Genomic DNA, 23,071 nt, shown 5'->3' with positions numbered 1-23,071 from the left:
GCCGATTTCAGGGCGCGGAAACAGCGGTGGTCAACAACAAACGAACCAATTCGGCCTGCCGATGCGTTTTCGTTTTCGCGAAGATATGTTGCAGATGCGTGCGGGCCGTGAATACCGAGACCGAGAGCTGATCGGCGACGGCCGGTAATCCGTCGCCACGCAGCACGCCGAGGGCGACCAGCGTCTCCGCCTCGGTGAGGCCGTACAGGTCGTGCAAGGCTTCCGGCTGCGGCTCCGGATCGAGTTCGGGGTCGACGATCAGCAGCAACGCCGCGCGATGCCACGGACTGTCGCCGGACAGCCCGTCCAGTGGCGAGACCCGCACGGCCAGCGGCCGCCGGCCGGACGGACGGGCGAGCGCCACATTGCCGCCGTCCTCCTCCGCAGCAGCCTGTTCGATCAATCGGCGCAATCGCTTGTGCACCGCGGCCGGGGTCGCGTGCAGGCGTCCGGCCGCGTCGACGGTCAGTCCGTTGCCGCTGTGGATGAGCCGTTCGGCCATGGAATTGGCGAAGACCAGGGCCGCGTCGGCGGTGACGATCAGGACCCCGTAGTGCGCTTTCTCCAGGGTCGCGAGCGCGAAGGCGCGCTCGCGCGACAGCTCGACCAGCCTCGACTGGGTGCGCAGCGCCCCGCGCAGGTGCGGCACGAGCGCGCGCAACAGCGTGAGCTCCGCGGGATGACCGGCGATGGCGGCGTGATCGGGCATGGTGAGACAGATCCACGAGGACGGCTGCTCGTCGCTGAGCCGGGCCAGGAAACTGTTCGCCAGCCCGTTCGCCTCGGGACCGAGCAGAAGGTCGCTGGTGGTGGCCGTGCCGGCGGGGAGCCGGTGCAGGTGATCGGCGACCAGGTCCAGCGGCGCGGGAAGGTCGGCCGCGCCGTTGCCCGCGGTCCGGACCGCCCACCGGCGGGTCTCGGGGTCGGCGAGGACGAGGATGCCGCGCGCCGCGCCGAAGGTGTCGGTGATCTCCCGGATCACCGCGTCCCAGCGATCCGGGTCGCCTCCCGCGCCGTAGATCGCGGCGATCAAGTTCGAAAAACGTTGTAGCGCAATCGACATGATGGCCCTTCCGGCCACGGGTAGTCGGCGCGTCGCCCTTGTGCGGCGACGGCTGGACGTGCGGAACCCAACTCAGAATCCTAATCGATCTTCCGGTACGGCGGAATGGCCGAGGGCCGCTCCGGGTGCGCCCGCGAGCGCCTCACCTGCTAACTTTGAACGTCGTTCAAGTCAGTGTGTAGAGGATGTTCGTCGTGCCCGAAGTCGAGAAGTCCCCGAAGCCCGCGGCCGGATTCGCCGCGCGTGAGTTGGCGCAGGTCGCGGTATTCGCGGCGCTGATCGCCGCGCTGGGGCTGCCGGGCGCCATCACCGTCGGGTTCAGCGGTGTGCCCATCACCCTGCAGACCCTCGGCGTGATCCTCACCGGCGCGATCCTCGGCCCGCGCAAGGGCGCCGCCGCCGTCGCGGTCTTCATCGCGCTGACGATGATCGGCCTGCCCCTGCTCTCGGGCGGCCGCACGGGGCTGACCGCGCTGGCCTCGCCGACCGCCGGCTATCTGATCGGCTGGATTCCCGCGACGCTGGTCATCGGATGGCTGACCACGCTGATCCTGCCGAAGTACCCGCTCGTGCCCGGCCTGCTGATCAACGCGCTCGGCGGGATCGTGGTCATCTACCTGTTCGGCACCGCGGGTCTGCTGGTGCGCACCGATCTGGGTGTGTGGGCGGCGATCTCGTCGAACTTCGCGTTCGTGCCCGGCGATCTGGCGAAGGTCGTCCTCGCGACGGTCGTGGCCAAGGGCGTGCACCGCGCCTATCCCGGGCTGATCGCACGGTGAGGCCGGCCCGATGAGCGAGATCGTGCTGACGGGCGTCGGTCATCGCTTCGGTGAGCGGGTCGTGTTGCGCGAGATCGACCTGCGGATCACCGAACGCCGCGTCGGTCTGATCGGCGCCAACGGCTCGGGGAAGTCGACGCTGGCGCGCATGCTCAACGGCCTGCTGAAGCCCACCGAGGGCACCGTGACCGTCGACGGCGTCGACGCCGCGCGCAAGGGCGCGCAGGTGCGCCGCAAGGTGGGCTTCGTCTTCACCGATCCCGACACCCAGATCGTGATGCCGACCGTCGCCGAGGACCTCGCGTTCTCGCTGCGCCGCAGCGGGCTGGGCCGGGCCGCGGTCGCGGAGCGGGTGGCGCGGATGCTGGAACGGTTCGGGCTCACCGCGCACGCCGACCATCCGGCGCACCTGCTCTCGGGCGGGCAGAAGCAGCTGCTCGCGATCGGCTCCGCGCTGATCCGCGAGCCCGAGGTGATCGTGGCCGACGAGCCGACCACGTTGCTCGATCTGCGCAATGCCCGGCGCGTGTCGGAGGCGCTGAACTCGCTGGACCAGCAGGTCGTCGTGGTGACCCATCAGCTGGCGCTGCTCGACGGCTTCGATCGGGTCGTGGTGCTGGACAACGGTTCCGTCGCCTTCGACGGCGCCCCGGCCGACGCGGTTGGCGCCTACCGGGCCCTGGTCGAATGATCGGCCTCTATCACCCCGGCGACTCGCTGCTGCACCGCGCGCCCGCCGGGGTGAAGCTGGCGCTGCTGGTCGCCACGATCGTCGCGATGACGGTGTGGGTGCGCGGGCTGCTCGGCATGGCCTGCGTCGTACTGGTCGTCGCGGGACTGTTCGCGCTGGCGCGCATTCCCTGGCGGGTGGCCGTGGCCCAGGTGCGCCCGGTGCTGTGGATGACGGCGATCATCGGCGTCTTCCAGCTGCTGACCACCACGCCGGTGCGGGCCGTGGTCGTGTGCGGCGTGCTGCTCGTCTCGGTCGCGCTGGCCGCGCTGGTCACGGTGACGACCCGGGTCACCGATCTCCTCGACGCCCTGCTGCGCGCGCTGGCCCCGCTGCGTCACGTCGGGGTGAACCCGGAACGGGTCGGTCTGCTGCTCGCGCTGGCGATCCGGTGCGTGCCCCTGCTCGCCCAGATCGTGCACGACGTGGCCGAGGCACGCCGGGCCCGTGGGGTGTCGTGGTCGGCGACGGCCCTGGTCACGCCGGTGTTGGTGCGTGCCTTGCGGACCGCCGACGCGATGGGCGAGGCGCTGGCCGCGCGCGGTGTCGACGACGACTGACCCTGCACTCTTGCCATTCCTAGACGACCGGTCGTATAGTTCCTCGCATGGCACGACCACGGCGTAGCGACGACACGCGAGCGCTCCTCATCGAGGAGGGCGCGATCGGGCTGCTGGCCAACGGCTATCACGGCACCGGCATCAAGCAGGTGCTCGACAAGGTCGGGGTGCCCAAGGGCTCGTTCTACAACTACTTCGACAGCAAGGAGGGCTTCGCGCGCGCGGTGATCGAGCACCACTCGCTGTGCGTGCAGCGCTCGCTCGCCGAGGCGTTCGCCGGGGCGCCGGACGCGCTCACCGGCCTGCGCCGCTTCTTCGCCGCGCTGACCGAGGATTTCGTCGCCGCCGATTACACCGGCGGCTGCCTGATCGGCAATCTCGGCGGCGAGCTGGAAGGCAGTGATCTGCTGCGGACCGCGCTGTCGAGCGCGTGGGCCCGCTGGCGCGATGGCGTCGCCGAGGCGCTGCGGACCGCCCAGGCCGAGGGCACCGTCCGGGCCGACATCGACCCGGTCGAGCTGGCCGACCTGCTGCTCGAATCCTGGGAGGGCGCGGTCATCCGGATGAAGATCGACCGCACCGTCGAGCCGCTGGAGAAGTGTCTGCGGCGGCTGCTCGACGACTACTTCCGTCCCTGACCGACCGCTCCCGCGTTCGGTACCTCCCCACTGTCGGTCGCCCATTCAAAGACGACCGGTCGTATTCATTTCGAAAGGATCAGGCGAATGTCCACTCCGAAGACGGTCATCGTGACCGGGGCATCCAGTGGGATCGGTCGTGACGTCGCCCGCGCCTTCGTCGACCGCGGTGACGCGGTCGTGCTCGGCGGCCGCGACGCGGCCAAGCTCGCCGAGGTCGCCGCCGACCTCGCGGCCCCGGACCGGGTGGCCACGGTGGTCGGCGACATCGGTTCGCCCGCAACGGGTTCGGCGTACGTGGCAACCGCGCTCGACCGGTTCGGCCGGGTCGACGCGCTGATCAACAGCGCCGGTGTCTTCGGGGCGACCCCGTTCGTCGACGTCACCGAGGCCGAGCTCGACCGCTACCTGGGCGGCAATCTCAAGGGCACCTACTTCACCACCCAGGCGGTGGTGCGCCACCTGCTGGCCCAGGGCGAGGGCGGCAGCGTCGTCAACATCGGCACCGTCCTCATCGATCACGCGATGACCGGGCTGCCCGCCTCGGCCGCGCTGATCAGCAAGGGCGGCGTGCACGCGCTGACCACCAGCCTGGCCGCCGAACTGGCGCCCGCGCGGATCCGGGTGAACGCGGTCGCCCCCGGGATCATCCGTACCCCGCTGTTCGGCGACGGCGACGAGCGCGCCGCCGCGGGCGCCGCGCTGCTCGGCCGGATCGGCGAGGTCGCCGACACCACCGCGGCCGTGCTGTATCTGACCGACGCCGAGTTCGTCACCGGCCACATCCTCCCCGTCGACGGCGGGTTCATCTCAGGTAGAGCGGCGTAGAAAGGACAACCACCATGCCGTACGTGAATATCAAGGTCACCGACGAAGGGGTCACCCCGGAGCAGAAGGGGCAGCTGATCAAGGGCGTCACCGATCTGCTGTTCGAGGTGCTCGGCAAGGCCCCCGACAGCACCTACGTGGTGATCGACGAAGTGCCGCTGACGGATTGGGGCGTCGGCGGGGTGAACGTCGCCGAGTACCGGGCACAGCGCGCCGCGCGCGACTGAGTGCCACGGTGCGCCGGGCGCGGGTCTGCCGCGCCCGGCACACCGTCGTTTCAGGCCGGTTCGTCGAATGGCACCGAGGCGTCGAGGGCGAACCAGCCCATCGGGATCCGCTGCGCGCGGGTGCGGAAGTAGCTCGGGCCAAGCCACAGATCGGGCTCGACCTCGCGCAGTTCGTCGTAGATCCGCCGGGCGGGCCGGCGCGAGCCGACGCGCGGATCGTCGTAGTCGAACAGCACCGCCGCGCGCCCGTCGAGCACGGAAGCACCCACCGTCGCCACGAAATTCAGTGCCCGCATTCCTCCGAGCAGACGGAAGACGTTGTGGCCGAAGGCCACTCCGCCGTCCACGTGACGAAACGATTTCGCCACCCAGAAATACGACGGCCGCGCCATCACCGGCCCGAGTACCCGCTCGGCGGACCCGGGGAACGACCGCATCGTCACATCACCGTCGAGCCGCGCGAAGTCCTTTGCGGTCACCTCGGGCGCCTTGTCGAACAGGGCGCGGAACTCGGTGAGTCCGGCCCGTGAGAGGGCGTCGAGGCGGGGGCGATGGCCCGACGGCGAGCGGACCGGCATCAGGCCGTCGGCGGACAACGGTGTCGGCGTCATGGGCGGACTCGATTCTGTCGAAGCTGTGCATCTTGCATACCAACCTTCGACCTCCCGCCGCATCGGAATCGGCGGCCCGGTCCGTCGAGACGACGAAGGCGGCGACCCGGGATCCGGGTCACCGCCTTCGTCGTCTGTCGCGAGCGAGCTCAGCCGCGCAGGGAGTACGGCTCGATCGCGCCGCGCTCGAGTGCGCGGGCGTCGATGGTCTCGGCCCGGTAGGGGAGCAGCGCCAAGCGGTCGGCCATGCCGCGCACCGGGTTCTCGATCTTCTCGTTCAGGCCGAACAGGAAGGTCCACTCGTGCTCGTCGCTGCCGTAGGGCACCACGGTCGCGAACTGTTCCTTGAACCGGCCCCACGAACGCTTGAGCGTCTCGTTGCGCCACATCGTCGCGCAGCCGGCCTGGGCGGTCAGCACGCCGCCGGGCGCGAGCAGTGCCTTACATCGCGACAGGAACTCCGCCTCGTAGAGCCGGTTGTGCTGGGCGTCCTCGACGCGCTCGTCGGGCAGATCGATGACGATCACGTCGTAGCGGGTGCCCGCCTCCTGTGCCTTGGCCAGGAAGTCCCAGCCGTCGGCGTAGTGCACATGGATCGGGCCCTCGCCCGCCACGGCCGCGGCCAGCTCCTCGCTGGTGTAGCCGTAGGGCAGGTGCTGCGCGCACAGCTCGACCTCGCGCTGGTCGATGTCGACGTGGTCCACCAGCGTCGCCCCCGCCGCCACCGACATCTGCGAGGCCACACCCTCGCCGGAGCCGATGATCAGTACCCGGTCCAGCTTCTCGGCCAGCACGAACGCCGGGACCATCATGGCCTCGTGGTAGGTGAGCTGAGAGAACTCGGTGGACTGGCGATCGTCGTCGGAGAACAGGGAGATGCCCTGATCGGTCCGCGCGATCACCATGTGCTGGAAGGGGGTGTGGGTGTCGACGATCACCTCGTGCAGATCCCAGATCCGGGTCAGGCCGTCGCCCACCGGTTCGTAGATCTTCTCGGCGCCGTGGCCGCGCTGTACGACCTGCATCCGAACATCCTTGGGAGACAACTTGTCTCGCAGGAGTTCGACCGCCTTCGTCGCACCCGCGCCGATGCTGCCGCAGGTGAAGACGTCGACGAAGATGTCGCCGGACTCCGGATAGGTGTGAATCGAGGCGTGGGACTCCGACAACAGGGCGAGGACGGTCACCCCCTGCGGTTCGAACTTCTTGTGAACGACATCGCAGATGGTGACGCCCGCCGCGATCAGAGACTCACGCAACGCCGATTCGAGTCGTTCGAGATCGTCACACAGGTCTGTGTCGACACCACCGAACTCGGCCAGCACATGCCAGCCGGTGAATTCCGCCGTCATGGGCAAACTCACTCTCGCTCAGCGCCCGAGACATGAACGGTCAAGGGCGGAAAACCATTGAAGGACACCGACGAATAACTCGCGGTATAGGCGCCGGTGTCGAGGATCTGGATCTGATCACCGGCTCGCAACGTGGTCGGCAGAAGGACCTTCGTGCGTTGATACAGTACATCGTCGCCGTCGCAGGTCGGACCCGCGACCACCGCCTCGGCCACCGGATCGCCGTCGCGATCGGTGACGAAACGGTAGGCGATGTACTCGTTCTCGGTCTCGGCCATGCCGTTGTAGCGGCCGATGTCGAGATACACCCAGCGCCGGCCGTCCGGCGCGACACGCACCCCGACGACCTCGGCGTGAATCGTGCCCGCGTTGCCCACCAGCGCGCGGCCGGGCTCGACGACCAGGCCGGTGGACTCGGGCAGGAACTCCGCGGCGGCCGCGGTCATGGCGGCGGCGATCGCGTCGAGTTCGGGGGCCGCGTCGACGTAGGAGATCGGCAGACCGCCGCCCACATTGACCGCGGCGACCTGAATGTCCTTGTCCGCCAGAGCTGTCACGATCTCTCCCGCCTGCCGGATACCGATCCGCCATGCGGTGGGATCCAGCTGCTGGGAGCCGACGTGGAAGTACGGGCCGCCGACGACCAGGCCCAGATCACGAGCCCGCACCAGCAGCCGCAGCGCCTCGTCCGGCGCGCAGCCGAACTTGGTGCCGAACGGGGTCAGCGACTGCGGCGCCGCGGACAGGAACCGGCACTCGACCTCGCTGCCCGGGGCGTGTTCGGCGATGCGCAGCAGGTCGTCCTCGGTGTCGAAGGCGTAGCGGCGCACGCCGAGGGCGAAGGCGCGCGCGATGTGGGCGCTCTTCTTGATCGGATTGCCGTAGCAGAGCTTCGCCGGGTCGACGCCCAGTCGCAGCGCCTGGTCGATCTCGCCGATGCTGGCCACGTCGAACTCCGCGCCCTCGGCGTCGAGCAGGGTGAGCAACTCGTCGACCGGTGCCGCCTTCACCGCGTACCTGATCCGGGTGCCCTGGCTGCGTCGTGCCGACACGGCGGCGGCGAGGGCTCGGTAATTGGCACGTACCCGCTCGGGGTAGATGACAAGGTACGGGGATTCGGGCATAGTTGAACTTTCGGTCGGCGGCCGGGAGAGAGTATCAGCGGCGCCTACCCAACAACGAATCCGTCAAACATTCGTCATAGTCACCCCGCCGTGACTGTGACCTCGTCGAACACCACCTCGCCCGCGGCATCGGACTCCTCGAGATCCACGATCGCCGTCAGCGCCCAGCCGTGGTCGCCCGCCGGGTCGTCGAGCACCTGCCGCACGTGCCAGAATCCCGGCCGCTTCTCCACCTGGAACAGCTGCGGGCCGCGCGCGTCCGGGCCGGTGCCGATCGCGGTGTACTCCGCGAAGTAGGGGGCCAGTTCCTCGGCCCAGTCGGGGCCGGTGCCGAGGTCGTCGAGCTCGTCCCAGCGCTGCCGGGCCGCGAGCTCGACCCGCCGGAACATCGCGTTGCGCACCATCACCTTGAAGGCGCGCTCGTTGGCCGAGATGGGGCGCACCGACTCCGCGCCGAAGGCGAGCTGCTCGGCGTCGTTCTCCGCGCCGGGGTTGGTCAGCTGCTCCCACTCGTCGAGCAGGCTCGAGTCCACCTGGCGGATCAGCTCGCCCAGCCACTCGGTGAGATCGTCGAGCTCCTCGGTGCGCGCCGCGTCGGGCACGGTGCGGCGCAGCGCCCGGTAGGCGTCGGCCAGGTACCGCAGCACCACGCCCTCCGAGCGGGCCAGCTCGTAGAAGGAGATGAGCTCGGCGAAGGTCATGGCGCGCTCGATCATGTCGCGCACCACCGACTTCGGTGACGGGGCGAACTCCGAGACCCACGGATGCCCGGCCCGGTAGGTCTCGAACGCGGGCTCGATCAGCTCGGCCAGCGGCTTGGGCCAGGTGACCTCTTCCAGGAGCTCCATCCGCTCCTCGTACTCGATGCCGTCGGCCTTCATCTCGGCGACGGCGGCGCCGCGCGCCTTGTGCTGCTGGGCCATCAGCAACTGGCGCGGGTCCTCGAGGGTCGCCTCGATCAGTGAGACGACATCGAGGGTGTAGGTGGGGCTTTCGCGGTCGAGCAGTTCGAACGCGGCCAGCGCGAACGGCGACAGCGGCTGATCGAGGGCGAAATCGCGTTGCAGGTCGACCGTCAGCCGGGCCATCCGGCCCTTGGCGTCGGGTTCGGAGAGCTGTTGCACCACACCGGCATCGCGCAACGCGCGGTAGAGCCGGATCGCGCGCAGGATGTGCTTGCGCTGGGCGGCGCGCGGCTCGTGGTTGTCCTCGAGCAGGTGCCGCATCGCGTGGAAGCAGTTGCCCGGACGGGCGATCACGTTGAGCAGCATCGCGTTGGTCACCGAGAAACGGGAGACCATCGGCTCCGGCTGGGCCGCCACGAGCCGGTCGAAGGTCTCCTCGCTCCAGGACACGAAACCTTCGGGCGGCTTGCGGCGCTGCACCTTTCGCTGCTTCTTCGGATCGTCGCCCGCCTTGGCGAGCAGGCGCGCGTTCTCCACCTCGTGCTCGGGCGCCTGCACCACGACGGTGCCCATGGTGTCGAAGCCGGCGCGGCCCGCCCGGCCCGCGATCTGATGGAATTCGCGAGCCTTGAGCCTGCGGGTGCGCACGCCGTCGTACTTGGTGAGCCCGGTCAGCAGCACCGTCCGGATCGGCACGTTGATGCCGACGCCGAGGGTGTCGGTGCCGCACACCACCTTCAGCAGCCCGTCCTGGGCGAGCTTCTCCACCAGCCTGCGGTACTTGGGCAGCATCCCCGCGTGGTGCACGCCGATGCCGTGCCGGATCAGCCGCGAGAGCGTCTTGCCGAAACCCGAGGCGAACCGGAACTCGCCGATCGCGGCGGCGATCGCGTCCTTCTCGGCGCGGCTGGCGAAGTTGACGCTGGTCAGCGCCTGCGCGCGCTCGAGCGCGGCGGCCTGGGTGAAGTGCACGACATAGACCGGCGCCTGGTGGGTGGTCACCAGTTCCTCGATGGTCTCGGTGATCGGGGTGCGCACGTAGGAGAAGGTCAGCGGGACGGGGCGCTCGCTGCCCGCCACGACGGCGGTGGGGCGGCCGGTGCGGCGTTCGAGATCGGTGGCGAAGAAGTCGACCTCGCCCAGCGTCGCCGACATCAGCAGGAACTGCGCGCGCGGCAGTTCGATGATCGGCACCTGCCAGGCCCAGCCGCGATCGGGATCGGCGTAGAAGTGGAACTCGTCCATCACCACCTGGCCGACCTCGGCATCGGCGCCCTCGCGCAGCGCCAGATTCGCCAGGATCTCGGCGGTGGCGCAGATGATCGGGGCGTCGGCGTTCACGGCCGCGTCGCCGGTGACCATCCCGACGTTCTCGGCGCCGAACACCTCGCACAGCGCGAAGAACTTCTCGCTCACCAGCGCCTTGATCGGCGCGGTGTAGTAGCTGCGCTGCCCGTTGGTCATCGCGAACAGGTGCGCGCCGACCGCGACGAGCGACTTGCCCGATCCGGTCGGCGTGGCCAGGATGACGTTGGACCCCGAGGCCAGCTCCATCAGCGCCTCGTCCTGCGCCGGATACAGGGGAGTGCCCTGCTCGGCGGCCCACGCCGCGAACGACTCGTAGAGCGCGTCGGCGTCGGTCCCTGGTATCTCGAGCAGGTCGGTCAGATCCACTCCGACCACCCTAGTGGGTCGGTGGTTCAGTCCTCGCCGTCGGCGGAGGTGTCGCCGTAACCGCCCTGTTCGGCCAGGAAACGCTCGAATTCGGCGCCGAGCTCGTCGCCGCTGGGCAGCTCGCCGTCGCCCGCGAGCAGGCTCGACTGGCGCTCCTGGGCGGTGACGAAGCTGTCGTACTGGCGTTCCAGCGCCGTGACGACCGTCTCGACCTCCTCGTTGCCCGCGATGTGCTCGGCCACCTGCTCGCGCACCCGCGCCGCCGCCTCACCCAGCGCCGCGAGCGGCAGCTCGAGGCCGGTGTTGTCGGCCACGTTCTCCAGCAGCGTCTGGGCCGCCTCGGGGTAGTCGGTCTGGGCCAGGTAGTGCGGCACGTGCACGGAGAACCCGAGCGATTCGTGCCCGTGCTGGGCCATCCGGAACTCGAGCAGCGAGGACGCGCTGCCCGGCACCTGCAGTTCGCCCGGCCAGCGCTGGTGCTCGCCGATCAGCGTCCGATCCGAGGAATGCGCGGTGACGCCGAGCGGACGGGTGTGCGGGATCGCCATCGGGATCGCCGAGAGCCCGATCGTGCGGCGCACGCCCAACTGCTCGGCCAGCAACCGCACCGCGGTGGTGAACTTCTCCCAGCGCAGATCCGGTTCCAGACCGGCCAGCAGCAGGAACGGGGTGCCCGCGGTGTCGCGCAGGGCCCACAGGTTGAGCTCCGGCTCGGCGTAGTCGGAGAAGTGATCGGTCTTGAACGTCATCAGCGGGCGGCGCGAGCGGTAGTCGAGCAGCTCGTCGACGTCGAACGAGGCGACGAGCTCGGATTCCAGGCTCTCGCGCAGGTGCGTGGTGGCCAGGCGCACGGCGTGCCCGGCATCGGTGAAGCCCTCGAGCCCGTGCACCAGCACGGGACCGGCGCCGTCGTCCGCCGACAGCTGCGGTGCCGGGAACTCCAGCTCGTACATGTGCGACTGATCGTCCATCGCGTACTCCTTCCTGCGCGGTCCACCAACGCTCGCGGCGGGGGAAGCGGCCTCCATTGTCCCCCACGCGAGCAGACGCCACGCACACGGCCGGAGGACGGCTCGTCCTGTTGCACAACAGCTCCGCCTGCCTCGGCATTCCCGCGCGGCGTGGCGGTCACGCGCGCCCCGCTCCGGTGCGGCACAGTGGGTGGGGTGAACGTGGCGGAATCGGCACCGCCCGGGGCGACGGCCCGGGCGCTCGTCGGCGTGGTGGCGCTGTCTCTCCTGGCGCTGACCGGCTGTGGGGAGCGGATCAGCGGGACGCCGGTCGCCCAGAGTGTGACGGCCGTGCGACACGTCGACGGCGCGCTGGCCGATCTGCTGCCCACCCCGCAGCGCTTCCCGGCCAGGTACCCCGCCGTCGTGCTGCCCCCGCAGGCCGCGGCCGCCGCCGCGGGTGATCTGGACGGGGTCGGGGCGGGCGCCACCGTCGACCCGGCGAACTGCACGCCGCCCGAGACCGACGCCGAGGGCGAACCGGCCTCGGTCGCCGTCGGCAACGACGACACGCACCGGGCCACACTGACCGTCGAACTGGCCAGAACCACCGAACAGCTGGCCCGGCTGCGCGATCGGCTCGCCGGCTGCGAACGGATCAGGGTCGACCGCGCCGGCGCCTCCGCCACCGTCACGACCGCCGTCGACACCGTGGTCCCGGCCGGCGCCGACGACGCGATCTCGTTGCGGCGCACCGTGACTCCCGACATCGGCGGCGCCGGGCTGACCCAGACGATGCAGACCTCGGTCGGCCAGATCGGGGACGTGCGGATCACGGTGACCTCGATGACCTTCGGCGCCGGCGAGCCCGACCGGGCCGCGGTCGACGAGCTGTTCGCGACGGCGGTGCGCGGGGTTCGCGGCGGCTGAGGCGCCTACCACGCGGCGGTGACATCATCGCCGCGGCCGCCGCGCCGCGACCGGGATCGCTCCACAGGTCACGCGGTGTCAACAGGGCGGGGAAAAGCCCAGGTCGCCGCCGCGGCGCGGGAGCGGCCGCCGGGCACCGTGGAGCCATGACGCCCTCGACGAACTCGCCCCGCCGCACCCACCGCACCGGACTGTTCCCCCGCGCGCTCGCCTGCGCCGAATCCACCCCCGCCTACCCGGCCGAGCGACCGCGGCGACCGCTGCGGGTGGACGATCCCGGCGAGCTCATCGCCGCCCTGCCCGCGATGCTCGGGTTCGTTCCCGAACGCTCCCTGGTGGTCGCCGTGCTGCACGAGCCGGGCCGCACCGGCGCGGCCGCGATCGAGGCGATCGTGCGGTTCGACCTGGACGGGGTCGGCGATCCGCGGCGCGTCGAGCAGTTCACGGCGTGCGTCGGTTCGATCTGCGTGCGCGAGCGGGCGAACACGGTGCTCGCGATGTTCATCGACGAGCGCGTCGAGGCCAGGGCGGTCCAGGCCCTGCGCGCCGCGTCCCTGCTCGAGGCGTTCGGTGACGCGGGGATCGCGGTACGCGGCGCCTGGACGGTGCCCGGGATCGTGGCGGGCGCGCGGTTCCACAGCCTGTTCGACCGGACGGCGGGCGGTGTGGTGGGCGATCCGGCGGCCTCACCGGTCGCGCTGTCCCACGTGCTCGACGGCAGACAGATCCGTCGTTCCCGCGGTGAGCTGACCGCGCTCGTCGGGCCCGACCCCGCGCTGTGCGCGCGGGTGAACACCTGGCTGCGCCCGGCGGTGACGCGGTATCGCCGCGGGCTGGCGGCCGCCGAACGGGCCGGACGCGGCCCGGTGTTCCAGCGGCGCGCGCTGGAGTGGGTGTTGTGGCAGATCGCCGACACCGAATCCGGCGTGCCGCGCGCCGACCGGGAACTGGCGCGGCTGGCCGCGACCCTGCGCGATCGCCCGATCCGCGACGCCATGTACGGCCTGGCGCTGGGCGATCACGCCGAGGCCGCCGAACAGCTGTGGGTCCAGCTCGTCCGGGCGACGCAGGGCAGCGATCGCGCCGAGGCCGCGGCGCTGCTCGGCTTCAGCGCCTACGTCCGCGGTGACGGCCCGTTCGCCGGGATCGCCCTCGCGGCCGGCATCGACGCCGACGCCGACCATGCGATGGCGGTGCTGCTGGAGACCTCGTTGCAGAGCGGCCTGCGCCCGGAACGGTTGCACACCCTGGCGCTGTGCGGCCGTCAGGTGGCGGCCGATCTCGGCGTCGACCTGGGCCCGATCGACCTGTGAGAGAGTCGATCCGGGCCGGGGTCAGCGGGCGCTGTGGGCCTTGTCGCCCAGGGAACGCAGGAATTCCCAGGCGTCGGTGACGATCTCGTCGAGGTCGTTGTGCTCGGGGCGCCAGCCCAGTTCGCTGATCGCCCGTTCACTCGAGGCGATGAGCACGGCCGGGTCGCCCGCGCGGCGCGGCGCGTCGATCGCCTCGACCGGCAGCCCGGTGACGCGCTCGCAGGCCGAGATGACCTCGCGCACCGAGAAACCCGTGCCCGAACCCAGATTCAGGATGCGGTGGGTGCCCGGCTGCGCAGAGGACAGCGCCAGCAGATGCGCCTGCGCCAGATCGCGGATGTGGATGTAGTCACGCACGCACGTTCCGTCCGGCGTCGGCCAGTCGGTGCCGTACACGGAGATGGCCTTGCGGTGGCCCAGCGCCACCTGCAACACGAGGGGGATCAGATGCGTTTCCACCACGCGGTTCTCGCCGAGACCGGCGTAGGCGCCCGCCACGTTGAAGTAGCGCAGGCTGGTCGCGGCCAGGCCGTGCGCGACCGCGTAGGAGGTGATCGCGTGGTCGATGGCCAGCTTGCTCGCGCCGTAGGGATTGGTGGGGCGGGCGGGGGAGTCCTCGGTGATCGGCACCTGCTCGGGCTCGCCGTAGACGGCCGCGGTGGAGGAGAACACCAGTCGCGGCGTCCCGGTCTCGCGAATCGCCTCGAGCAGGGTGAGGGTCTTCACCACGTTGCCGTGCCAGTACTTCTCCGGCTTCTCCACCGACTCGCCGACCAGCGACTGCGCCGCGAAATGCAGGACGCCGTCGAAGGATTCGGCCCGCAGCAGGGCAGGCGCCGCCTCGGCGATGTCGCCGTCGACGAAACGCGCGCCCGCCGGGACGCCGTCGGCGTTACCGGTGGAGAGATCGTCGACGACGACGACCTCGTGACCCTGTTCGAGCAGGACGGCGGCGCACACGCCACCCACGTACCCGGCGCCGCCGGTGACCAGAAGCTTCACGACTCAGACCAGCCTCACCTGGACGGCGTGCGCCATCTCCTCGGACAGTTCGAACCCGCCGGCGTGCCCGGGCACCGTGATCAGCACCGCACCCGGCTTGGTCTCCACGCTGACGCGCGCGTCGGGCACCACGCCGGCCTCGCGCAGCCGTCCGATGACCTCGGGATCGGTCTGGATGTGCTCGGCGAGCCTGCGCACCACCACGGCGTGCAGCGTGCCGTTGGGCAGATCGGAGAGCCGGACGAGCTTCTCCTCGGCGGCGGGGACCTCGCCGAGACCGAGTTCGTCCAGGCCGGGGATGGGGTTGCCGTAGGGCGAGGTGGTCGGGTGGTTGAGCACCTCGATCAGGCGCCGCTCCACCTCCTCGCTCATCACGTGCTCCCAGCGACACGCCTCGGCGTGCACGTTCTGCCAGTCGAGGCCGATGATGTCGACCAGCAAGCGCTCGGCGAGCCGGTGCTTGCGCATGACCGCGACCGCCATCGCGCGGCCCTTGTCGGTCAGCTCGAGGTGGCGGTCGCCGGCGACGAGGAGCAAGCCGTCGCGTTCCATCCGGGCGACCGTCTGGCTCACGGTCGGACCACTCTGCTCGAGCCGCTCGGCGATGCGCGCCCGCAGCGGCACCACGCCCTCCTCCTCGAGGTCGTAGATGGTACGGAGATACATCTCCGTGGTGTCGACCAGATCCTTCACCTGTTACCCCTTCGTCGGCATGATTCTACCCACGCGCGAACGCCGGTCCGCCCGTCGGACCAGCGGCCCTATTTCTACTGCATGTCAACGCCACACGGGGCCCGCTGCTTCCGGCTAGCGTGGCGACCATGGTCACGCCGCCGCGCAGCACTGAGCCGGGCACCGTCGTGTGGACCGAGCGATTCCTCGGTTACACCTGGACGCCGGAGCATCCGATGAAACCGGCGCGCTTGAAGTTCACCATGTCGCTGGCCGAAAGTCTGGGTGTACTCGACGGTGTCGAGCGGCTCTCGCCGGAATCGGCCACCGAGACCGACCTGCTGCGCGTGCACAGCGGGGCCTATATCGAGGCGGTGCGTCGCGTGGGTGACGGTCCGCCGACGCCGGAGGACACCGCGTACGGCCTGGGGACGGCCGACAACCCGGTCTTCCCGCACATGCACGAGGCGGCCTCGGTCATCGTCGGCGGAACCCTGGCCGCGGCGCGCGAGATCGCCGCGGGCCGCACCAGGCGGGCGGTGAGCATCGGCGGCGGGATGCATCACGCCATGCCGGATTCGGCGGCGGGGTTCTGCGTCTACAACGATGCCGCGATCGCGATCTCCTGGCTGCTCGACCACGGCTTCGACCGCATCGCCTACCTCGACGTCGACGTCCACCACGGCGACGGCGTGCAGCGCGCCTTCTACGCCGATCCGCGCGTGCTCACCGTCTCGCTGCACCAGCATCCGGCGACCCTGTGGCCCAACACCGGCTGGCCGACCGAGACCGGGCACGGCGCGGCCGAGGGCACCTCGATCAACCTGCCGCTGCTGCCCGGCACCCGGGATGCGCAGTGGCTGCGGGCCTTCCACGCCGTGGTGCCCGGCGCGGTGGCCGCGTTCCGGCCACAGATCATCGTCAGCCAGTGCGGGGTGGACACCCATCGCGAGGACCCGCTCGCCGATCTGGAACTCACGGTCGACGGTCAGCGCGCCGCGTTCCTGGCCATGCGCGAGCTCGCCGACCGCCATGCCGAGGGCCGGTGGCTGGCCGTCGGCGGCGGCGGGTACGGCGTGGTGCGGGTGGTGCCCCGTGCCTGGACCCACCTGATCGCGGCGGCCCTGGACCGCCCATTGCCGCCCGAGACGCCGGTCCCGGCCGACTGGATCGACCAGGTGCGCGCCGCGTCGCCGCGCGTGCAGCCACCGGCCAGCATGAGCGACGGCGGGGACACCGCCTACCGGCCGTGGGACGGTCCCGGCGGCACACCGGAGATCGGCGACGCCGGCCAGATCCGCGCCCAGCGGGCCGTCGACACCGCCATCACGGCCACCCGGCGGGCGAGTTTCGGCCTGCTCGGCCTCGACCCGGAGGACCCTCGTGACTGAGCCGCTGCTGCCCGACACCCCCGACACCCCGGCGAATCCGCCTGCGCCGCCGCAGCATTGGAACGCCGACGTGCTCGCTGCCGACGGTGGCGTGGTACGGGTGCGTCCGATCATGCCCACCGACGACGCGGCCCTGGCCACCTTCCATACCGGGCTCTCCGATCGGACGCGGTATCTGCGCTATTTCGGTCCGTACCCACGGATCTCGGCGAAAGACATGTACCGCACGACCCATGTCGACTACCACGACCGGGTCGGGCTGGTCGCCCTGCTCGGCGACGCGATCATCGGGGTGGCCCGCTACGAGTTGCTGGATCGGGAGGGCCCGCGCGCCGCCGAGGTCGCCTTCGTCGTCGCCGACGAGCACCAGGGACGGGGGCTGGGCTCGATTCTGCTCGAGCACCTCGCCGGGGCGGCGGCCGAGAACGAGGTGGTGGCGTTCGTCGCCGAGGTGCTCGCCGAGAACGAGGCGATGGTGACGGTGTTCCGGGAAGCGGGCTATCAGCTCCAGCGCAGCCGCGACGGCGCCGAGGTCCACCTGGAATTCGCCATCGACCCCACCGAAGCGCTGCGCACGGTGCGGGATTCGCGGGAGGCCGCCTCCGAGGCGCGCAGTGTCGGAAATCTGCTGGCGCCCGGTTCGGTGGCGGTGATCGGCGCGTCACCGGAGCGGACCAGGGTGGGCGGCGCGGTGCTGGCGAACCTGCTCGCAGGCGGCTTCAGCGGACCGGTGTTCCCGGTCAATCCGCATCGGCGCTCGGTGCGCGGGGTGCGCGCCTACGCGACCGTGCGCGAGATCCCCGACGAAGTGGATCTGGCAGTGGTGGCCGTGCCGCCCGCGGCGATCGGCTCGGTGCTCGACGACTGTATGGCCAAGGGCGTCAAAGGCCTGGTGGTGCTGACCGCGGGCTTCGGCGAGACGGGACCGGCGGGTCTGGCCGCCGAGCACGACCTCGTCGTCGCCGCCCGGGGCCACGGCATGCGCGTGGTCGGGCCGAGCGCGCTCGGCATCGCCAACACCGACCCGGCCGTCGGCCTGAACGCCACGCTCGCGCCCGTGCTGCCCGAGCGCGGCCGGATCGGCTTCTTCTGCCAGTCCGGGCCGCTGGGCGCGGCGATTCTCGGCGAGGCCGCCGCCCGCAATCTCGGCCTGTCGACCTTCGTCTCGGCGGGCAATCGCGCCGATGTCTCCGGCAACGATCTGCTGCAGTTCTGGGACACCGCGGCCGACACCGAGGTGATCCTGCTCTACCTGGAGAGCTTCGGTAATCCGCGCAAGTTCTCCCGGCTGGCCAGGCGGGTGGCACGTGGCAAGCCGATCGTGGCCGTGAGCAGCGGCAGGCTCGCCGCCGGGACCGACATGGACCGCACCGTGGTGCGCGATCTGTTCACCCAGGCCGGGGTGATCCAGGTCGACTCCATCTCCGAGCTGTTCGACTGCGCCGCGCTGCTGGCTTGTCAGCCGCTGCCGCGCGGCCCCCGGGTCGCGGTGGTCGGCAACAGCGCCGCGCTGAACTGGCTGGCCATCGACGCCGCGCAGAGCGAGGGCCTGCTGGTGCACCGGCCCGTCACCGCCGTCGACCGCGGCCCCGGCGCCCGCCCGACCGAGCGCGGCCCGCTCGGCGCCACGGCGGGTGGTCCGGTGGACCTGGGACCGGAGGCCACCCCGGCCGACTACCGCGAGGCCGTGCTGGCCGCGCTGCGCAGCGACGAGGTCGACGCGGTGATCGTCGTCGTCGCGCCGCCGGTGCCGGTCCCGATGGGCGGTTTCGCCGACGCGCTGCGGGCGGCCTCGGCGGCCGCGCCCGATCGCGACAAGCCCGTGCTCACCACCTTCGTCGCCGAATCGGGCATTCCGAAGCTGCTGGCGGTGCGCACCACCGGCGGTGCGCCTGCCCGTGGATCGATCCCGTCCTATCCCGATCCCGAGCGCGCGGCCAGGGCGCTCGCGCGCGTCGAGCGGTACGCGCGCTGGCGGGACCGGCCGGTCTCGCCGGTGGTCCGGCCGCCCGGCATCGACACCGCGGCCGCCGCGGCGCTGGTGCAGGGCTGGCTCACCGAGTCGGGTGGCCGCTGGCTCACCGACGAGGAGACGGTGCGGTTGCTCGGCTGCTACGGCATCGAGGTCGTCGAGTTCCGGGCGGTGCGCGACGCGGAGCAGGCCGTGGCGGCCGCGGCGGAGCTCGGCTATCCGGTCGCGGCGAAGGCGACCGGGGAGTTGTGGCGACGCCGCCCCGACCTGATCGGGGTGCGGCTGGACCTGTGGGGGCCCGACGCGGTCCGCCAGGCCTACACCGATCTGGTGACGATCTGCGGTGATCCACTGCTGCACGTGCAGAAGATGGCGACCAAGGGCGTGGGCTGCGTGCTGCGGGTGACCGACGACCCCTCGTTCGGTTCGGTGATCGAGTTCGGCCTGTCCGGCCTGATCATCGACCTGCTGGGCGACCGCGCCTACCGTGCGCTGCCGCTGACCGAGGCAGAGGCGAACGCCCTGATCGACGCGCCGCGCGCCGCACCGCTGCTCTCGGGCGGGCCGGCCGGACCCGCCGTCGACAAGGCGGCACTGGCCGAACTGGCGCAACGCATTTCGGCGCTGTTCGACGATCTACCGGAGATGCGGGAACTCTCGTGCGATCCGGTGCTCGCCGCGCCCGCCTCGGCGGAGATCATCTACGCCCGGGCCCGGATCGGTCCGGAGCCGAGCCGGTTCGACACCGGTCCGCGCCGGCTGGCGTGAGCAGGCCGGACGGACGAACAACGCCGACCGGCTCGCGACCCCGGAGGGGAGGGGGCGCGGACACCGGTCGGCGTTTCGGAAGACGACCCCCGTACAAGGGCCGTCGGGTCTGCGGGATCAGCTGGCGTAGGCGCGCAGCCGATCGGCGCGCTCACCCTTGCGCAGCTTGGACATGACCTCGCGCTCGATCTGGCGGACCCGCTCGCGGGACAGGCCGAACAGCTTGCCGATCTGGTCGAGGGTGCGCGGCTGGCCGTCGTCGAGGCCGAAGCGCAGGCGGATGACCTGCTGCTCGCGCTCGTCGAGGGTGGCCAGGACGCTGCGCACGTCGTGGTGCAGCAGGCCGGCGATCACGGCGCTCTCGGCGGAGGTGGCCTCGGAATCCTCGATGAAGTCGCCCAGCGGGGCTTCCTCGTCGTTGCCGACGGGCATGTCCAGGCTCACCGGGTCGCGGCTGTGATCGAGCAGATCGGCGATCTTCTCGACCGGGATGCCCGACTCGGCGGCCAGCTCGGCGTCGGTGGCCTCGCGGCCGAGCTGCTGGTGCAGTTCACGCTTGATCCTGGCGAGCTTGTTGACCTGCTCGACCAGGTGCACGGGCAGCCGGATGGTGCGGCTCTGGTCGGCCATACCGCGGGTGATGGCCTGGCGGATCCACCAGGTGGCGTAGGTGGAGAACTTGAAGCCCTTGGCGTAGTCGAACTTCTCCATCGCGCGGATGAGTCCGAGGTTGCCCTCCTGGATCAGATCGAGCAACGGCATGCCGCGGCCGGTGTAGCGCTTGGCCAGCGACACGACCAGGCGCAGGTTGGCCTCGAGCAGATGCGAGCGGGCGGACTGCCCCTCGCGGACCAGAATCGCCAGGTCACGCTTGCGGGTCGCGGATAACCGCTTGCCGGTCTCGAGCAGGTGCTGGGCATACAGGCCCGCCTCGATACGCTTGGCCAGTTCGACCTCGTCGGCCGCCGTGAGCAGTGCCGTGCGGCCGATTCCGTTCAGGTACACGCGTACCAGGTCGGCGGCCGGGCTCTGGGCGTCGATATCGGACTCGCTGGGGCGCACACGAGTAGTGGCGGGGCTTGTCATGACTTGCCTCCTGTCGGTGGTGTCTCACTCCGATCAACGGACCCGACTTAGAGAAAGTTCCCGATCCGATCGGCGATAAACCGCTCTGAGCTGCGGGTTCCCACCTAGACGGCTGAGAAGTTCCTGAGAAGCTCGCCGTCTCGGAACCGGCCACCACCGACGTCGCGGCTCAGACGGGTCGCACCAGTCCGTGGCGGACCAACCCGGCCACCACGCCCAGCGCCTCGGCGGCGAATTCGGGGGTGACCTGCTCCGCACCGTCGGCGAGGGCCAGCAGTTCGAGCAGTTCGTACAACGGCAGACCATCCGGTCGCATTCCCGCGACCAGGGCCGCGGTGGCGTCGTCGACCTCGTGTTGCCAGCGGGGTCCGTCGCCGCGATGCAGCCGCGTCACCCGCTCGTCCCAGCCGTTCTCGCCGGGCAGGTAGATCCGTTCCAGCGCGGTGGCCGGGCTCGGCGCGAACCGGGAACTCCAGGCGAGGTTCTCGTCGGCGGCGACGGCGCGCAGCCAGGCCGAGCGGGCGAAGTAGGGCGCCACCTCGCCGCCGAGCGGGTCGTCGAAGCCGTGCGTGAGGTCCTCGGCCATCAGCTCCGTGGGGCCGTCGATGGCGTGCAGGTAGACGAACCCGAAGCCGATGCCTTCGACGTCGGCGGCTTCGAAGGCCGCCAGCCACTGGTCGGCGCGTTCCTGGGCCGCGGGATCGCGGGGGTCCAGGCCCGCGTCGCGCAGCCAGGTACCCACGTAGAGGGCGGGATCGGCGACGTCGCGCTGCACGACCCAGGCGTCGACGCCGTGGGCGGGGAGCCAGGAGGACACCCGCTGTCGCCAGTCCTGCCCGTCGACGTGCACCCACGCCGCGAGCATGGCCGCGGTGCCGCCGGGCGCGAGCAGTTCGGGGGCCTGGCCGATGACGAGTTCGCTGGCGCCGTCGAGCGCGAGCCCGGAGTCGCGATAGGTGTGCTCGATGCGGGCGGGGCCGACCACGAACGGGGGATTGGCCACGATCTGATCGAACCGGCGTCCGGCCACCGGTTCGAACCAGGAGCCTTCGAGCAGTTCGATGTCGAGCTCGTTGAGCGCGGCGGTGGCCTCGGCCAGCCACAGTGCCCGCGCGTTGACGTCGGTCGCGGTGACGCGCCCCGCGTAACCCGCCGCGTGCACGGCCTGGACGCCGCAGCCGGTGCCGAGATCGAGCACCGTGCCGACGGGCTCGGTCGGGGTGGCCCGCAGCAGCGACAGGGACGCGTGGCCGACGCCGAGCACGTGGTCCTCGGTGAGGGTGCGCCTGCGCATCGAGTCGTCGAGGTCGGACAGGATCCAGCGGGTGCCCGACCCGGCGTCGAGCGGGCGCAGGTCCAGGGCGGCCCTGACCTCGTCGCCGTCGCGCACCAGCAGGCCGGCCGCGACCGCGTCGTCGATCCGCACCGGCGCCAGCGCCGCCGCCACCGCCCGTTCGGGCAGCGCGTCACCGAGCAGCAGCAGCCGGACCAGGGTGCCCAGCTCGCCCGCCGCGCGTGCCGCCCTGCGCACCGGCACCGGCTCCGACCGGCCCAGCGCGGCGTGCGCGTCGGCGCCGAGCGCGTCCAGCAGGGTGTCGGCGTCGTAGCCGACCCGGGTCAGCGCGGTGCGCAGGTCGGGGCACAGTGCGGTGAGCAGGGAACCGGTGGCGGTGGGCTTCGTAGGCACCCGATCACTCTGCCAGGGCGCGTCCGCGCCGGAACCACCAGCTGGGCCGGCGCGTCGGGGGCTCAGGCGCGCGGGGTGAAAAGGCCGGTGTAGGGATCGCGGGCGGTCACGCAGTAGACGCTGTCGCCGGGGTCACGCAGGACGATCCAGTGCTGTTCGGTGGCGACGCGGGTGGCGCCCAGGGACTCGTGCCAGGCGGCGGTGGCGGCGATGTCGGCGGAGGCCACGTCGACGTGCGCGCTCGCGGGCCGTGGATCGTCGAGCCGTTGCAGCAGGAACTGCAGAGGCTTGCCGTCGCCGCGCAGGCGGCTGAATTCGGGACTGCGGGTCTGCAGCGCGCTCCAATCGGTGACGGCCCGCCAGAAGGCGGTGTCGACGGCCACGTCGGCGGCCGCCAGGTCGAGGCAGATCTGATCGAGCCGGGTGACGGTGCCGTCGGGCGCGGTCGAGACCGTGACCGGCCCGTCCCCGTCGCGCCGGTAGGGGGTGAAGCAGAAGGTCTGTCCCGCGGGCGTTTCGAGCACGGTGTAGTCCTGCGCCGTGGTGACCACGCGGGCGCCGAGCGCGGTCGCGCCGATGACGGCGGCGGAGACGTCGTCGACATCGAGGTCGAGATGGATGCCGCCCGCGTCGCCGACGGCCTGCATCTTCACCCACGCCGGGCCGGTTTCGGGCAGCAGCGTGACGAATTCGCCGTGCGCGCCGCGTGGCGGGGAGACCGCCGATCCGGTGACGGTCGCCCAGAATCGCACACTGTCGTCGAACGACGCGGCGGGCCGATCCAGGAACGCCCACATCCAGCGAATCAT

The 23,071-nt window shown here is 71.1% G+C and carries 21 protein-coding genes; 10 read left to right on the top strand and 11 right to left on the bottom strand.

The features are described from left to right. Nucleotides 1-7: 7 nt before the first annotated feature. The gene (locus tag DFR69_RS02420; RefSeq protein WP_110035725.1) at nucleotides 8-1,033 is read right to left on the bottom strand and encodes a helix-turn-helix transcriptional regulator; all 1,026 of its coding nucleotides are present in this window, start codon (nucleotides 1,031-1,033) and stop codon (nucleotides 8-10) included. Nucleotides 1,034-1,248: 215 nt separating this feature from the next. Here DFR69_RS02420 and DFR69_RS02415 point away from each other — a divergent pair, with 215 nt between their 5' ends. The 6 genes from DFR69_RS02415 (at nucleotide 1,249) to DFR69_RS02390 (ending at nucleotide 4,825) form a co-directional block, all read left to right on the top strand. Further along, nucleotides 1,249-1,842, top strand: coding sequence for a biotin transporter BioY (locus DFR69_RS02415; RefSeq protein ID WP_186817534.1), 594 nt, complete (start codon nucleotides 1,249-1,251; stop codon nucleotides 1,840-1,842). Between the two features lie 10 nt (nucleotides 1,843-1,852). Continuing rightward, on the top strand, nucleotides 1,853-2,533 hold the full coding sequence (locus DFR69_RS02410) for an energy-coupling factor ABC transporter ATP-binding protein (protein ID WP_110035724.1): 681 nt from the start codon (nucleotides 1,853-1,855) through the stop codon (nucleotides 2,531-2,533). Then, complete coding sequence (locus tag DFR69_RS02405) at nucleotides 2,530-3,132, top strand: energy-coupling factor transporter transmembrane component T family protein (RefSeq protein ID WP_110035723.1); 603 nt, start codon at nucleotides 2,530-2,532, stop codon at nucleotides 3,130-3,132. The genes DFR69_RS02410 and DFR69_RS02405 overlap by 4 nt, the downstream gene beginning before the upstream one ends. Nucleotides 3,133-3,179: 47 nt before the next feature. Further along, on the top strand, nucleotides 3,180-3,770 hold the full coding sequence (locus DFR69_RS02400; RefSeq protein WP_110035722.1) for a TetR/AcrR family transcriptional regulator: 591 nt from the start codon (nucleotides 3,180-3,182) through the stop codon (nucleotides 3,768-3,770). An 87-nt stretch (nucleotides 3,771-3,857) separates the two neighbouring features. Then, a complete protein-coding gene (locus DFR69_RS02395) occupies nucleotides 3,858-4,598 on the top strand; it encodes an SDR family NAD(P)-dependent oxidoreductase (RefSeq protein WP_110035721.1) in 741 nt (246 codons plus the stop codon). A gap of 14 nt (nucleotides 4,599-4,612) precedes the next feature. Further along, nucleotides 4,613-4,825 carry a tautomerase family protein gene (locus DFR69_RS02390; protein WP_110035720.1) on the top strand — a complete coding sequence of 71 codons (213 nt, stop codon included), beginning with the start codon at nucleotides 4,613-4,615 and terminating at the stop codon, nucleotides 4,823-4,825. 50 nt (nucleotides 4,826-4,875) lie between these two features. Here DFR69_RS02390 and DFR69_RS02385 read toward each other — a convergent pair whose 3' ends face one another. The 5 genes from DFR69_RS02385 to DFR69_RS02365 form a co-directional block, all read right to left on the bottom strand. Then, nucleotides 4,876-5,436 carry a hypothetical protein gene (locus tag DFR69_RS02385; protein ID WP_110035719.1) on the bottom strand — a complete coding sequence of 187 codons (561 nt, stop codon included), beginning with the start codon at nucleotides 5,434-5,436 and terminating at the stop codon, nucleotides 4,876-4,878. Between the two features lie 149 nt (nucleotides 5,437-5,585). Continuing rightward, nucleotides 5,586-6,788 (bottom strand): adenosylmethionine decarboxylase, encoded by a 1,203-nt coding sequence (speD, locus tag DFR69_RS02380; RefSeq protein WP_110035718.1) that lies wholly within the window; start codon nucleotides 6,786-6,788, stop codon nucleotides 5,586-5,588. An 8-nt stretch (nucleotides 6,789-6,796) separates the two neighbouring features. After that, a complete protein-coding gene (locus DFR69_RS02375) occupies nucleotides 6,797-7,912 on the bottom strand; it encodes a type III PLP-dependent enzyme (protein ID WP_110035717.1) in 1,116 nt (371 codons plus the stop codon). An 80-nt stretch (nucleotides 7,913-7,992) separates the two neighbouring features. Then, on the bottom strand, nucleotides 7,993-10,491 hold the full coding sequence (locus DFR69_RS02370) for a DEAD/DEAH box helicase (RefSeq protein ID WP_110035716.1): 2,499 nt from the start codon (nucleotides 10,489-10,491) through the stop codon (nucleotides 7,993-7,995). A gap of 26 nt (nucleotides 10,492-10,517) precedes the next feature. Further along, nucleotides 10,518-11,462, bottom strand: coding sequence for a PAC2 family protein (locus tag DFR69_RS02365; protein WP_110035715.1), 945 nt, complete (start codon nucleotides 11,460-11,462; stop codon nucleotides 10,518-10,520). Between the two features lie 195 nt (nucleotides 11,463-11,657). Here DFR69_RS02365 and DFR69_RS02360 point away from each other — a divergent pair, with 195 nt between their 5' ends. Both DFR69_RS02360 and DFR69_RS02355 read left to right on the top strand, forming a co-directional pair. Beyond that, the gene (locus DFR69_RS02360; protein ID WP_110035714.1) at nucleotides 11,658-12,371 is read left to right on the top strand and encodes a hypothetical protein; all 714 of its coding nucleotides are present in this window, start codon (nucleotides 11,658-11,660) and stop codon (nucleotides 12,369-12,371) included. Nucleotides 12,372-12,517: 146 nt separating this feature from the next. Then, nucleotides 12,518-13,684 carry a DUF4192 domain-containing protein gene (locus tag DFR69_RS02355; RefSeq protein WP_110035713.1) on the top strand — a complete coding sequence of 389 codons (1,167 nt, stop codon included), beginning with the start codon at nucleotides 12,518-12,520 and terminating at the stop codon, nucleotides 13,682-13,684. A 21-nt stretch (nucleotides 13,685-13,705) separates the two neighbouring features. On the opposite strand, the gene galE is transcribed toward DFR69_RS02355, so the two are convergent. Further along, nucleotides 13,706-14,686, bottom strand: coding sequence for a UDP-glucose 4-epimerase GalE (galE, locus tag DFR69_RS02350; RefSeq protein WP_110035712.1), 981 nt, complete (start codon nucleotides 14,684-14,686; stop codon nucleotides 13,706-13,708). Nucleotides 14,687-14,689: 3 nt separating this feature from the next. After that, nucleotides 14,690-15,379: an iron-dependent transcriptional repressor DtxR gene (locus DFR69_RS02345; protein ID WP_110035711.1), complete on the bottom strand. Its 690-nt coding sequence runs from the start codon at nucleotides 15,377-15,379 to the stop codon at nucleotides 14,690-14,692. Between the two features lie 128 nt (nucleotides 15,380-15,507). Here DFR69_RS02345 and DFR69_RS02340 point away from each other — a divergent pair, with 128 nt between their 5' ends. Together DFR69_RS02340 and DFR69_RS02335 are read left to right on the top strand one after the other, a co-directional pair. Beyond that, entirely contained in the window at nucleotides 15,508-16,749 is a 1,242-nt protein-coding gene (locus tag DFR69_RS02340) for an acetoin utilization protein AcuC (RefSeq protein ID WP_110036102.1), read from the top strand. Continuing rightward, complete coding sequence (locus DFR69_RS02335; protein WP_110035710.1) at nucleotides 16,742-19,489, top strand: bifunctional acetate--CoA ligase family protein/GNAT family N-acetyltransferase; 2,748 nt, start codon at nucleotides 16,742-16,744, stop codon at nucleotides 19,487-19,489. Before DFR69_RS02340 ends, DFR69_RS02335 begins: the two co-directional genes overlap by 8 nt. A gap of 117 nt (nucleotides 19,490-19,606) precedes the next feature. On the opposite strand, the gene DFR69_RS02330 is transcribed toward DFR69_RS02335, so the two are convergent. The 3 genes from DFR69_RS02330 to DFR69_RS02320 all read right to left on the bottom strand — a co-directional run bounded on the left by DFR69_RS02330 (nucleotide 19,607) and on the right by DFR69_RS02320 (nucleotide 23,071). Continuing rightward, nucleotides 19,607-20,575 carry a sigma-70 family RNA polymerase sigma factor gene (locus DFR69_RS02330; RefSeq protein ID WP_110035709.1) on the bottom strand — a complete coding sequence of 323 codons (969 nt, stop codon included), beginning with the start codon at nucleotides 20,573-20,575 and terminating at the stop codon, nucleotides 19,607-19,609. 169 nt (nucleotides 20,576-20,744) lie between these two features. Then, nucleotides 20,745-22,262 carry a DUF7782 domain-containing protein gene (locus tag DFR69_RS02325; protein WP_110035708.1) on the bottom strand — a complete coding sequence of 506 codons (1,518 nt, stop codon included), beginning with the start codon at nucleotides 22,260-22,262 and terminating at the stop codon, nucleotides 20,745-20,747. A 62-nt stretch (nucleotides 22,263-22,324) separates the two neighbouring features. Further along, the gene (locus DFR69_RS02320; protein WP_110036101.1) at nucleotides 22,325-23,071 is read right to left on the bottom strand and encodes a VOC family protein; all 747 of its coding nucleotides are present in this window, start codon (nucleotides 23,069-23,071) and stop codon (nucleotides 22,325-22,327) included.

The sequence above is a fragment of the Nocardia neocaledoniensis genome, from assembly GCF_003182135.1.
Lineage (GTDB): Bacteria > Actinomycetota > Actinomycetes > Mycobacteriales > Mycobacteriaceae > Nocardia > Nocardia neocaledoniensis.
This window is presented reverse-complemented; position numbering and strand designations above follow the sequence as displayed.